The 12,514-nt window shown below is 67.9% G+C and carries 7 protein-coding genes; 3 read left to right on the top strand and 4 right to left on the bottom strand.

The window, feature by feature from the left end; all coding sequences use genetic code 11:
• Nucleotides 1-687: cyanuric acid amidohydrolase (locus BM396_RS24200; protein ID WP_139239537.1), on the top strand; the 687-nt coding region annotated here is incomplete at its 5' end.
• Between the two features lie 337 nt (nucleotides 688-1,024).
• Here BM396_RS24200 and BM396_RS24195 read toward each other — a convergent pair.
• Nucleotides 1,025-1,909: a LysR family transcriptional regulator gene (locus BM396_RS24195; RefSeq protein WP_043384523.1), complete on the bottom strand. Its 885-nt coding sequence runs from the start codon at nucleotides 1,907-1,909 to the stop codon at nucleotides 1,025-1,027.
• 103 nt (nucleotides 1,910-2,012) lie between these two features.
• Between BM396_RS24195 and BM396_RS24190 the strand changes: the two genes are divergently transcribed.
• Together BM396_RS24190 and BM396_RS24185 are read left to right on the top strand one after the other, a co-directional pair.
• Nucleotides 2,013-2,909, top strand: coding sequence for an NmrA family NAD(P)-binding protein (locus BM396_RS24190; protein WP_051976132.1), 897 nt, complete (start codon nucleotides 2,013-2,015; stop codon nucleotides 2,907-2,909).
• 29 nt (nucleotides 2,910-2,938) lie between these two features.
• Complete coding sequence (locus tag BM396_RS24185) at nucleotides 2,939-4,090, top strand: epoxide hydrolase family protein (protein ID WP_043384528.1); 1,152 nt, start codon at nucleotides 2,939-2,941, stop codon at nucleotides 4,088-4,090.
• A 268-nt stretch (nucleotides 4,091-4,358) separates the two neighbouring features.
• Here BM396_RS24185 and BM396_RS24180 read toward each other — a convergent pair whose 3' ends face one another.
• The 3 genes from BM396_RS24180 to BM396_RS24170 all read right to left on the bottom strand — a co-directional run bounded on the left by BM396_RS24180 (nucleotide 4,359) and on the right by BM396_RS24170 (nucleotide 12,357).
• A complete protein-coding gene (locus BM396_RS24180; protein ID WP_244538945.1) occupies nucleotides 4,359-10,742 on the bottom strand; it encodes an autotransporter outer membrane beta-barrel domain-containing protein in 6,384 nt (2,127 codons plus the stop codon).
• A 416-nt stretch (nucleotides 10,743-11,158) separates the two neighbouring features.
• Nucleotides 11,159-11,692 (bottom strand): GrpB family protein, encoded by a 534-nt coding sequence (locus tag BM396_RS24175; protein ID WP_075381739.1) that lies wholly within the window; start codon nucleotides 11,690-11,692, stop codon nucleotides 11,159-11,161.
• On the bottom strand, nucleotides 11,692-12,357 hold the full coding sequence (locus BM396_RS24170) for a DUF2268 domain-containing putative Zn-dependent protease (RefSeq protein ID WP_043384537.1): 666 nt from the start codon (nucleotides 12,355-12,357) through the stop codon (nucleotides 11,692-11,694). Before BM396_RS24170 ends, BM396_RS24175 begins: the two co-directional genes overlap by 1 nt.
• Between the last annotated feature and the right edge of the window lie 157 nt (nucleotides 12,358-12,514).

Genomic DNA, 12,514 nt, shown 5'->3' with positions numbered 1-12,514 from the left:
CGGGCCATGGCAGAGGCGGGGCTCACCGATCCCGCCGACGTGCATTTCGTGCAGGTGAAGTGCCCGCTCCTGACGAGCGCTCGGATCGCCGAGGCGGCCGCCCGGGGCCACGGCGTGGCCACACACGACACCTACGCCTCGATGGGCTTATCCCGCGGCGCCTCGGCGCTCGGCATCGCCCTCGCCCTCGGGGAGGTCGACCGCGAACATCTTACGGATTCCGCCATCGGCACCCGACGCGATCTTTTCTCCGGCCGCGCCAGCTGCTCGGCGGGGATCGAGCTGATGCGCAACGAGATCATCGTGCTCGGCAACTCCCAGGGCTGGACCGGCCCGCTCGCCATCGCCCACCGGGTCATGGACGACGGCATCGACCTGCCCGCGATTCGGGGGGTGCTCACAGACCTCGGCTTCCTGGAAGCGGGGCAGTTGCCGCCTCATGACTCGGAGCGCGTGATCGCCCTGCTCGCCAAGGCCGAGCCCTCCCATGACGGCCTGATCCGGGGACGGCGCCACATCATGAACGACGACAGCGATATCAACGCCACCCGGCACGCCCGCGCCTTGGTCGGCGGCGTGGCCGCCGCGGCGATCGGCCGGACGGACCTGTTCGTCTCCGGCGGCGCTGAGCATCAGGGGCCGGATGGCGGCGGGCCGGTAGCGGTCATCGCCCGCGTGAGGGACTGAAGCCGTGCGCGGGGCCGCAGAAGTGCGTCCGCTCTGCCGAGGGCCGTTCGCCAAAGCAAGCTGGTAGCCCTCGGCCAGCTCCCGCGGCGCCAACGCGCCTCCGAGTGCCTTCGATCGGTGGACGGCAGTCCTTCGGCTTCAGGGCAAGGACGCATCGAAAGCTGACGTTGATGGGCGATGTTGCCGTCCCGAAAACATTGAACATCGGAAGGCAACACATTCACTCAATCCAACTGTGACGATGCCGTGAGACGCGCAATGACTGGATCGGCGATCAGCCGGGAGGGTGCCCGGGAAGACGGCGAACCCTGTGCCGGATTGCAGCTTCGACTTAGCGCTAACGCTGCAATCCATCGAAGCTGGCAACCAGCGCGTCGATGAAGACTCGCACCTTGGCCGACAAGCTGCGGTGGCTCGGGTAGATCGCGTGAATCACGGTCTCGATGCCCTCGGCGGTGGGCCATAGCCGAACCAGCCGGCCGTCCGCGACGTACGGCCTCGCAAGGAAATCGGGCAGGTACGCGATGCCGGCGCCGCCCAGTACCACTGGCAGCAGAGCCGCGGAGTCGGAGATGGCGACGGCCGGCGGCAGCTCGATGCGTCTGGCGTCGCCGGTCGCATTGTCCTGGTAGGCCATGGCCCGGTCGCCGTAGCCCATCAGCGTGTGGTCGGTGAGGTCCGCGGCGTAAGCGGGCGTCCCGCGCGCCGCGAGGTAGCCGGGGCTGGCGCAGAGCCATGCCTCCGAGACCAGCAGCCGGCGGGCGATCAGGTCGCTGTCTACGAGCGGTCCCACCCGGATCAGCAGGTCGGCCATCTCGGCCGGCATGTCGACGAAGCGGTTCTCGACCGCCAGCATCACGCGGACCTGGGGATAGGCGGCCATGAACCCCGGCAGCATGGGAGCGACCAGTGCGGTCGCGACCGTGAAAGGCAGGCTGACCCGCAGCGTACCGGCCGGAACGCCTCCCAACCCTTCGAGTGCCGTGCCTGCCTCGTCCACGTCGGCCAGGATGCGGAGCGCGTGCGGCCGAAACAGCGTGCCGGCGTCGGTCAGCCGCAAATGCCGCGTCGAGCGGTCCATCAGCACCACGCCGAGATCGCGCTCCAGCCGTGCGAGCGCGCGGCTGACCCCCGACTTCGGCAGGCCGAGCGCGCGCGCCGCGGCCGACACGCTCATCAGGTCGGTGATGCGCACGAACGCGCGCAGGTCGGAGAGCTGCATTGTCGTTCCACCTTTTGCAACACCCTGTCCCATCTCGCCCAGCTAATCGCAGGAGAGCGCAACGCCTATTCACCTGATCGGCGAGCGGATGGAGGAATGAGTGGTGGATGGCGCGCAGACCCAGCACTTGGTGGTCGTGGCAGGAGCCACCGGCGATCTCGGCACCCGGATCGTCAAGGCACTGACGGCCAAGGGTAGGCCGGTACGGGCGCTGGTGCGCCGGCCGGCCGATGAGCTGGCCCGCGGCAACGTCGAGCAAGTCTCCGTGGATTTCGGAAACGGTGTTGCGCTGACTCACGCCGTCTCCGGCGCCGCGTGCGTCGTGTCTGCGCTGAACGGTACCGCGCCGGTGATCCTCGACACGCAAGGGCAACTGCTCGACGCGGCGGTGACAGCCGGCGTGCCGCGCTTCATCCCGTCCGACTTCTGCCTGGACTATCTGACAACCCGGCCGGGCGACAATCGCAACATGGACCTGCGACGCCAATTCGCGGCCCGCCTCGATGCGGCACGGATCCGTGCGACCTCGATACTCAACGGGCCGTTCGCCGACCTCCTCGAGGGTCAGGCTCCTATCGTGCTGCACCGCTTTCGCCGCGTCCTCTTCTGGGGCGATGCCGACCAGGTGTTCGACTTCACCGCCAAGGACGACGTCGCCGCCTACACCGCGGACGCGGCGCTCGACCCTGCCGCGCCCCGCCATCTGCGCATCTCGGGCGATCAGATCAGCCCGCGCGGGCTGGCCGAGTTGCTGACCGGCCTGGAAGGCCGGCGCTGGCGGCTGCTGCGCGCCGGCGGCATCGGTCGCCTGAGCGCGATCATAGCCGTCGCGCGCGCGCTGACCCCGGAGACCGACGCGCCGTTCCCGGCGTGGCAGGGGATGCAATACCTGCGCGACATGTCGACCGGGCGCGGCAAGCTGCACGGCTTCGACAACACCCGCTACGGCAAGACCGATTGGACCAGCGCCGCAGCCGTCCTCGCCCCCACGATCCGCTGAGCATCGACCCGCCAAGGGAAAGCCGTGCCATGACCGACGCTATCACTCCCTTCCCGATCCGGGTCGCCGACGCCGACCTGACCGACCTGTCCGACCGCCTCGCCCGCACCCGCTGGCCCGATGCCGGCACCGTCACCGACGGGAGCCAAGGTCCGACCGTGCACGCCATCCGCCGTCTGGTCGGCCGCTGGCACGATGGCTACGATTGGCGGGTGGCAGAAGCCCTCATCAACGGCTGGGGCAGCAGCCGCACCGTTATCGACGGCCTCGGCATCCACTTCCTGCATGTCCGCTCGCCCGAGCCCGATGCCCAACCGCTCTTGCTGGCGCATGGCTGGCCAGGCTCGATCCTGGAGTTCCGCGACGTGATCGGGCCGCTGACCGACCCTGCGGCGCATGGCGGAAATCCGCGGTGTGCGTTCCACCTCGTGATCCCGTCGATGCCGGGGTTCGGATTCTCCGACAAGCCGACCGGGCCAGGTTGGAACGTCGGCCGCATCGCTGGCGCCGATGTCGAGCTGATGCAGAGGCTGGGCTATGGCGACCGGTGGTTCGCCCAGGGCGGCGATTGGGGTGCGGCCGTGGTGACGGTGCTGGCGCACATGCGCGCGCCCGGCCTCGCCGGCATCCACCTGAATATGGTCATGTTCCAGCCGACAGAGGACGAGATCGCGGACGCGACGCCGGAGGAGCAGGCGATGCTGTCCGGCATGGCGCGATACGACCGGGTGCAGTCGGGTTACATGAAGCTGCAGAACACGCGTCCGCAGTCGGTCGGATTTGCGCTGGCGGACTCGCCGGTGGGGCTGGCGGCCTGGATCTACGCGCTGTTTCAGGACGTGACCGACAGCGGCGGCGAGCCCGAGCGCGTGATCCCGCTGGACCACATGCTCGACGACATCATGCTCTACTGGCTGCCGAACGCCGGAGCCAGCTCGGCGCGGTTCTATTGGGACAACGCGCAAGGCCAAGCGGGTATGCCGAGCGAACCCATGCCGCTGCCAGCCGGCGTCAGTGTGTTCCCCGGTGAGGTGATGCGGCTGTCACGGCGCTGGGCGGAAAAGCGTTTCGTGGACCTGCGTCATTACAACCGGCCCCCAAGGGGCGGACATTTCGCGGCCATGGAGAACCCTTCGGCCTTGGTCGCAGATGTGCGCGCGACGTTCGCGAAGGTCGGATAGTTCCAGGTGGCTCGGCCGCCACGCGAGGTCATCATCGTGGTCCAGTGCGCGTCCGCATCCCCGTCTGATGCGTCCGATCTCTGTCCGCTTCGAACTTGCGTCGCCCAGCACCGAGAAGGACCGCTTTCGGGACGTAGCAACGGCTGTCGGGACGGTCGATATGCGTCGTTTGGAGACGGTCCGCTTTTGGACGAAAGTGGCGAAAGTAGATGCCCCACGGCATCCAATCGACCGCGATGGGTTTTGGTGAGGTCGGCAGCAGCCTTTCTCAGAAGCGCAGCTGCATCCGAGCAGTCCCCGCATGCGAGAGGAAGTGGTCTCCGACTTGACCTTGATACTCGCCGGTCACCTCGATGCCGCCACCGAGGCTGACCTGAAAACCCAGCCCCACTTCGCCGAGGCGATCGGGGATCGATGATTCCGTAGCGAACAGGCCCAGCGCGCCGGTCCCGTTAAAGCTCGCCTTGCCGGTGAAATGGTCGTCCGACAGGAGTGTCACGCCAAGGGTGCCGTAGGGGCGGACCCAGCGCCCCCCGTCGAGGTCGATCCGGCCGCCGATCTCCATCATCGGGCTGAATGCCACCAGCGTCTTGGCCACCGGCCGCATGTCGAGGTTGAAGCCCGGCGCCCCGGTCTCGGAATAGGCAGGGCTGTAGCTGTAGAGCAGGTCCAGATCCGCGTAGGGCTTGAGATACCAGTCGCCGAACAAGACTTGGTAGCTCGCCCGCAGCCGACCGCCCGCGGTGAGGATTCCGGACTTGCTGCGCGCCGTGGCGGTAGCCCCACCAAAATCGATCAGGCGTTTGTTGTCGGCCCAGGAATAACCAAGATTGGCCGAAGCTGCGAGCAGCCAGGGGCCAATCTGGTGCTTGAGCGCCGCAGAGACATCGGCGGCATCGCTCGTCGTCCCGGTGATCCGGTCGGGGTCGCTCTGGATCGCCCGTGTGTAGGCGCCAGTGAGGCCGAAGAACCAGTCCGGGGCGAACTCGGTCTGAAGTCCGCTTTGGTAGCTGAGGGCGGTCTGACGGTAACCAACGTCGTCCGCGGTGGCGGATTGGGTCGTGTGAGCGCTGGTGATGCGCCCCCAGACGCATTCACCCTCACGCAGGAGCGTACCGGTTCCCGTGAACGCCGGGCAACTCATGGCGCGCTGGAGACCCTTGCGGGTATCGAGCGTCCGGTCGGTCAGGTTGTCCTGGTTGGATTCTGGCTTCAACTCGTCCAGGGCGGCGGCATAGGCCTTCGAACTGTCGACGGAGAGGAAGCGTCCGTAGAGCGTGCCCAGCTTCGTCGTGTTTCCATCCCAGGCATCCTGCAGGCCTTGCGCCACGCTGCGCTGGTCCTCGGTCAGGGTCACGCCGACCGGCGCCGTGAAATGAGCCTGCGGCACCAGCGCGATGCTGTTCCCCGTCGAGACGATCGTCCAGGAGATTGGGATGGCCCCCGAGCTGATGCTGCTTCCGGTGGCGCTGGCGCCGACGTTCTCCACTTGGCCGGCCCTGAGGAAAGTGTAGCGGCCGGGCGAGAGACCATCGATCACGTGCGGCTCGACCACGCCCCTCAGGGAGGCAGTGCCGGTGACGGTCAGAAGATCGTTCCGCAAGGCGGGATCTGTCGCCAGCGGTGCGATATCGACCAACAGGCGCCCGGACTCGGTCTGCTCGAAATTGCCGGTTATCGTCGCCCGGGCGACTTTGCCGACCCCGCCGATGTCGAGGATGGCGCCGTTGCGCAGGCGGCCGCCATCTCCCAGGGCGATGACACCGTCGGGACCGGTGCGCAGGATCGCCGAAGCTGCGCCGTCGAATCCGTTGTCGAACAGGACGCGACCCGTCTGCCCTCCGCCTGTGAGGTCGACATCGCCGATCAGCGTACCGCGATTGGTGATCGTGCCGGTGGTGAACGCGCCGACGATCGCCCGGCCCGAGGCGGCGCTGACCACGGCGCCCTCCTCGATGGCGATCCTATTGTCGTGCCCACCCTCGACGCGCATCGCCGCGCCCGCGCCGCTGCCGCCAGTGACGAGGCCGCTGACCCGGATGACGATCTTGCCGCTGCGGCTCGGATCGGGCTCGAGGCTACCATCGGTCCGCTGGACGCCGGATTGTGCCAGGATCGCGTGGGCGTCCAGGCCGGACGCGATGATCGACCCGGCCGACTCGATGGAGATATCGCCGCCGCTCCCGGTTACGGCGCGGCTTCGCACGGGCTGCATCCCCGTCTCGCCGGACAGGCCGACGAGGAGCCCGCCACCTCCGCCGAGGCTCTGAGCGACGATGCCGTGGGATTGCGTGCCCGCGGTGCGGATGACGGAGCCCTGCTCCAGGTTGACCCTGACCGCACCGCCGGAGCCGCTACTGCCGTCCGCCAGTCCGTAGGGGATCGCGTAGCCCATGGCCTGATGGGCGCCGCCGTAGCCGCCGCCACCGCCGATCGACTGCAAGAGCAGAGCCGGTGCCGCGTCGCCGGTGGTCAGGATCTGCGCGCTCGCCCCCATCCTGACCTGGATCGAACCGCCATCGCCAGCGGCACCACCCGTGCCGCCCAGCCCGAACGTATATTTATGGCCGCCCGGTCCCGCCGCCACGGAGGCGAGCCCGCCGCCGCCGCCGATGCTCTGGGCAAGGATGCCGACCGCGCCGAAGCCGCTCGTGGCGACTGTGCCGTCCTGAACGATCCGCACGGTGCCGCCATTGCCCGCCATGGCTCCGGAGCCGCCGAGCGTCAGGCTGCCGGACTTGGCCGAGACGGAGGCAGGATCCTCCGGCGGTGCGATCTGTACGATGTCGAGCGCTGCGAGCAGCGCATCCGTCAGCGCCTTGGCATCGCTCTTCGTGTCATCCTTGGCGCCACTCTTGGCGTCGCTCCCGGAGCCGTCCTTGGTCGTGCCATCGTCAGCCGCGTCGTCGCCAGCCGGTGCGGCGAAGCTGCCGCCGCCGCCGCCGATGCTCTGAGCGACAACGGCATGCGCCTCGATCCCGGCCGTCGCGATGGTGCCGCGGTTTTCGATCGTGACGTCGCCGCCATGCGCGCCGACACCGCCGCGGCCGCCGACGTTCAGATTGAGTGTCAAACCCTTGTTGACTTGGCTGTCGACGCTGGCGCCGACACCGGTCCCGCCGCCGCCGCCGATGCTCTGCGCGTAGAGGCCGTAGGCTGCATTGCCCTCTGTAGCGACCGTACCGAGGTTAAGGATCCCCACAGGACCGCCAGTATTGCCCGTGCCGCCCGAGCCGCCGACGGTCGCCGCGATGTTGGTCGCATTGGTGGCCTGTGCGAACGAAACGCCGCCCTGGCCGCCGCCACCGCCGATGCTCTGCGCCATGATCCCGTGAGCGGAGGCTCCAAGGGTCGTGATCGTCCCCTCGTTCTTGACGTTGACCTCGCCACCGGAGCCTCCGCTTGCCCCGTCGCCGCCGAGAGCCAAAGTTGCCGAGACATTGGGCAGCTTGGTCCCGGTCTTCTTCTGTGTGTCCAGGTAATTTGAGATGCCGGTCGAGTAGGATTTCAGCGCCTTGCCGAAATCCGATTTCTTCAGCTTGTCAGCCAGCCCCTTGTAGGTGTCGCTGGCCTTGATGTCCTTGAGGAATTGTTCAAGCGATTTCTTGTCGTCCTTGTTATTTTTGTCGGCGGCCCACTGCTGATACGCTTCGACGCCGATCGCCTGCTTGATCTGTTGCCAGATCTCCCCGACGGCGTCGGGCGCGACATCCGTTCCGGCCGCGAGGCTGCCCCCCGTACCGCCGCCGCCGCCGATGCTCTGGGCAAGGATCCCGTGTGCGCCGTCACCCGAGGTCGCGACCGTGCCGGTCGCGGCGTTGAAGACAGCCACTGGGCCGCCCATGCTACCGGTCCCGCCGGATCCGCCAAGCTGTCGGGTGATTTTGAACGTACCCGTGGCGGCACCCGACACCTCGCCGCCGTTGCCGCCGCCGCCGCCGATGCTCTGGGCCTGGATGCCGGTCGCGTTCGAACCGCCGGTCAAGACCGTGCCTTCGTTCGTAACCCGGACGGTACCGCCGCGGTTGCCGACGCCGCCTGAGCCGCCAACGGTATCGCTCACCGACAGGGTGTCGGCGATCGGGAGCTTGCCGAGAACTTCGTTGAGGGTCTTGTCGAAGGAGACTCCGGACGTCGCGACTGCCGAGGCCGGCCCGGCATTACCACCGCCGCCGCCGACGCTCAGCGCGAGGACGCCGATCGCAGCGTCGCCTCCGGTCGTGACGCGACCCGCCTGAGTGACGGTCACGTCGCCGCCGGTACCACCGCCTCCACCCTCCCCACCGCTCCGATCGCGGTTCTTCCCGCCGATGCCCCGGGTGATGGCGATGTTCTGGCGCAGGCTCAAGGTGTTGCTCGTCGCGGTCGCGCCACCGCCGGTTCCGCCGCCGCCACCGATGCTCAGGGCCTCGATGCCGGACGCGCCGTCGCCGGAGGTCCGCACGGTCCCGCGATTGGTGATGGTAGCGCTGCCGCCGTTGCCGCCGCCGCCGCCCGTGCCGCCGAGGATCGTGGTGGCAGCCACAGCCATCTGCTGCGGCGGTGCGACGGCCAGCGCGTAGGCCGTCGCGTTGCCGCCGATTCCGCCGCCGCCGCCAACGCTGAGGGCGAGGAGGCCGGTCGCCCCATCGCCGTAAGTGGTAACGAGGCCGGTGTTGGCGACACGCGCTGCGCCGCCCGCGCCACCATCCCCTCCCGAACCGCCGATCGCGGTGGAGAACGCGAAGCTCGGCAGCGCCTTGCCGGTCGGGGTCACGAGGGGTGCCGTGATCGCTTGCGCGTTGGCCAGGCCGCCCACGCCGCCGCCGCCGCCGATGCTGAGCGCCGCGAGGCCGTCCGCGCCGAGGCCGACGGTCGTGACCGTGCTGCCGCTCTCGATGACGGCGGAGCCGCCCTGTCCGCCTCGGCCTCCGCTCCCGCCGATCGCCCACGACGCCGAAAGCCCTACACCCACCGCCTTGGTCCTGGCCTCGCCGCCGGCACCGCCGCCGCCGCCGATGCTCTGAACCAGCACGGCCGTCGCGCCGTCACCGCCGGTCTCGACCGTACCGCCGACGCCCGTGAAGCGGGCGAGGCCGCCATCGCCGCCGCCGCCGCCGCTGCCGCCCAGGCCGACAGAGAAGAAGGCATTCGCTGTGAACGCGTCGCCGCCGATGCCGCCGCTGCCGCCGATGCTCTGGACGAGGGCGCCGTATGCGGCGTCACCCGCGGTCACGATCCTGCCGCCGGCATCGACGATCTCGGCGGTGGCGCCTCTCCCCCCGGTGCCGCCGGTACCGCCGGTGGAGAACCACAGCGTCCTGCCCCCGGCACCGCCGCCATTTGCCTCGGACCTCACGGCCAGGGGCGAGAGGGGCAGGGCCGTGTCGGCGCTGCCGCCACCGATGCTCTGCGCGACCAGACCGATCGCCCCGGTACCGCCGGTCGTCACGGTGCCGCTGTTGGTCAATGTCACCGATCCGCCCGTGGCGGCATCCCCACCCTTGCCGCCGCCGAAGATGCCGTCGCCGCCCCTGCCGCCGGGGCCGCCGACCGACTGCGCAACGATGCCCAGGGCATAATCGCCCTGCGTGACCACGGTGCCGCGCTGGATCACCGTGACGGTGCCGCCGTCGCCGCCTCGGGCTCCATCCCGTCCACCTGCATCGCCCTGGCTTCCGCCTCGACCGCCGATGCTCTGGACGAGGGCGCCGAAGGCATAGTCGCCAGCCGTCCTGATCGTGCCGGCCATGTCGAGGCGCGCAGGGCCACCGATGCCGCCCTCCGTCACCTCGGGTTTGCTGTAGGCGGTTCCTGTTCCGCGGTTGCCGCCCGCGCCGCCGATGGACTCGACGATCGCCGCAGTAGCACCGGCACCGTCGGTGCTCACCTGCCCGGACGGCGTCACGACGAGCGAGGCCGACCCGCCGGTCCCGCCCTTCCGGAACGCAGTCTGGTCGGCGGCAACCCCGCCTGAGCCGGCATTTCCCCCGGTGGCGCTCACTCGCACGCCAAGGAAGGCTTGCCCCACGGTCGAGACCATGGACGAAACGGTGAGCGCAACTGGGCCGGCATCTCCGCCGCCGCCGAAGTTCGTGAGGGCGAATCCGCCATCCCCGCCCCGGGAAAAAACGAGGAACCGGGGAATGGGCTTGAATTCCGGCCGAGCGCCGCTGCTGACTTGGTCGCCCAGTCCGGCGACGTCCTCCAACAACGTTACCGAGACGGCACCGCCGGCGCCTCCGTTGGCGCCGAAAACCGAACCGAGGCCAAAATCGTCGCCTCGTCCACCGCGTCCGCCCTTCGAGCCAATTTGGAGCGTCACGGCGGGATCAAGCCCGGCGGCTGCGGTATCGACATCGATCAAGGTCAGATCGCCGCCAGCCTGGCCGGGCGTGGCAGAGGTGTTCCGCCCAATGATGAGGACTTTGCCATCCCGGCCATCTGCGCCGATGACCACTTGGGGTTGGGATTGCTCGGCGGCGTGCGCAGAGAAGCTGACGATCAATGCCAGGGTGGCGGTGGCCGTAACCAGAAATCGTTCGCGGCTACGGACCGTCCCGTGGCAAATCACAACAGATGGCTGACCTGGCAGAGACGGCATCGAGAAAAGGCTCTTTGCTCGCACGGATCCGCACATCTGCGCAGCCCTCAGCGAGAGGGTTGGGGTCATCGGTGCACGGATTGCCCGTCATCGAGGCCGCCCAATTCGACGAATGTTTTCCTCAAAGATGGTTAACAAAATCTTTACGACAGACCCATTCCCGTAAGCCTGGCAGAACATCTTCAGGGCGGCCATCGATTAAAGGCTGTACAATTCGACATCGACGCAATGATGGAGAACAATTCCGAATATCAATTGCTGACCGGGCAGGGACAAGGCGCGGTCTGACATCAACGGGGAGGCTGGGTCGATAGTGGCCATTTGCTACCGCGTTGAGCTTCATCTCATACGCGCGCGTTATTCGAACGGTTGGCTGGGATCGCGATCGGAACTGGATTCTCCATCCGGAAGCGGACCTTCCGCATGCGACCCAACCCGGGCACTTGGACCGTCGTTTGCGGTTCTCCAAAGCGGCCGCTGGTCACTCAGGAAATCAGCCGATCAGCCAAGGCTGCAGCTTCGACTGCGTCGATCCATGCACTCTTGCATGCGCCATACGCGTGAGAGTTTTCGGGGTGAAGCGCTCGGCACCTGACTTTCTCATGCGCATAGGATGCGACGAGATCTGGTCTCTTCCGAAGGTAGTCGCGAAAGACGAGGTGGCGCTCGATATCGGGAGATCCCTTGGCGAAGCAGTGCAGTTGTACGAGCCGCCGCCCAGAATGGCACTCGTCCTTCGTCGCGTAGCGCCGCCCCGGCAGTCCGAACTCGCCCCACCATGCGAAGCCGACTGCTTCGAGGTCATTTCTGCGCCGATCCAGGTCATGGAGGTCGCCGACGACCGGCATGAGATCCAAAATGGGCTTTGCTGCCAGACCTGGGATAGCGGTCGATCCGATATGGTGGACGGCAAGTAAGATTGGATTGAGCGCGATGCGCAGGATCGCGGCCTGCGCCTCAGCCGCTTCTGACCAGCAGGGGTTGTGTTCGGCCAACTCGACCTTGAATGGGGGCGGCATCAGATGTTCAACAACGTGCGCCCGCGCGCGGCGTCGATGACCACATGTGCGGGAACGTTGATCCATGCGTCACCGCTTAGGTCGGCCCCTGCTTCCAGCCAATCGCCCACGATATGGTAGCCCAGGGTGTAGCCGAGCCAGCGCGGATACCGTCCCCCGAGGCCGAAGAACCACGCACGGTGGTCGTGCCCGTTGCCGACGAGCGTCGCGTTGTCCGGCAAGTTGGCCGCGAGCACCTCGTTGGTGACGGCACATTCCCACGGCTCGGGCTGCGAGGTGAACAGGCGGCTCACGAACTGCCCCGCCAAGCCCTCGCTCACCAGGGCCTCACCCAGCGTCCAGCCGTAGCCGGGTCCAGCCATGCGCAAGCAGTGGTGGGCCTCGTGCGCCACAGTCCGGCGCAGGTCCCCATTACGCAGCGCGCGTGAGAAGTTGGGGTTGTCGGGGTCGATAGTCAGGGAGAACAGGCCAGGTCGCATCGCCAGTCCCGTCGTGCCAGTCTCCGGGATCACCGCGCCGGGCAGGCGTTGCACGAGAATGTCGAGCGGCGACACCGGCAAGACGCCCGCTATAGCCTTTCGAGCGATCTCGACCTCTTCGGCGATGGTGCTACGCCAGGGATCCAGATCGCCGGACGCCTCAAGCCAATGTAGCCGCCACGTCATCCTGAACCTCGTCGGGCCCCTTAGCCTCATCCTGCCGTTGGTGGCAGGACGGGACAACCCGCCTACGTCTTGGAGATGGGCGCGGCGGCGACGTCCGCTTCACGCCATTGTCGCCCGACAGCGGACCGGCAGAAATCCACCCAAAGCACTCGGCCGC

This window comes from Methylobacterium sp. UNCCL125 (assembly GCF_900116795.1).
In the GTDB taxonomy this organism is placed as follows: Bacteria; Pseudomonadota; Alphaproteobacteria; order Rhizobiales; family Beijerinckiaceae; genus Methylobacterium; species Methylobacterium fujisawaense.
The sequence above is the reverse complement of the archived record's forward strand: the minus strand, read 5'-3'. Positions and strand labels throughout refer to the sequence as shown.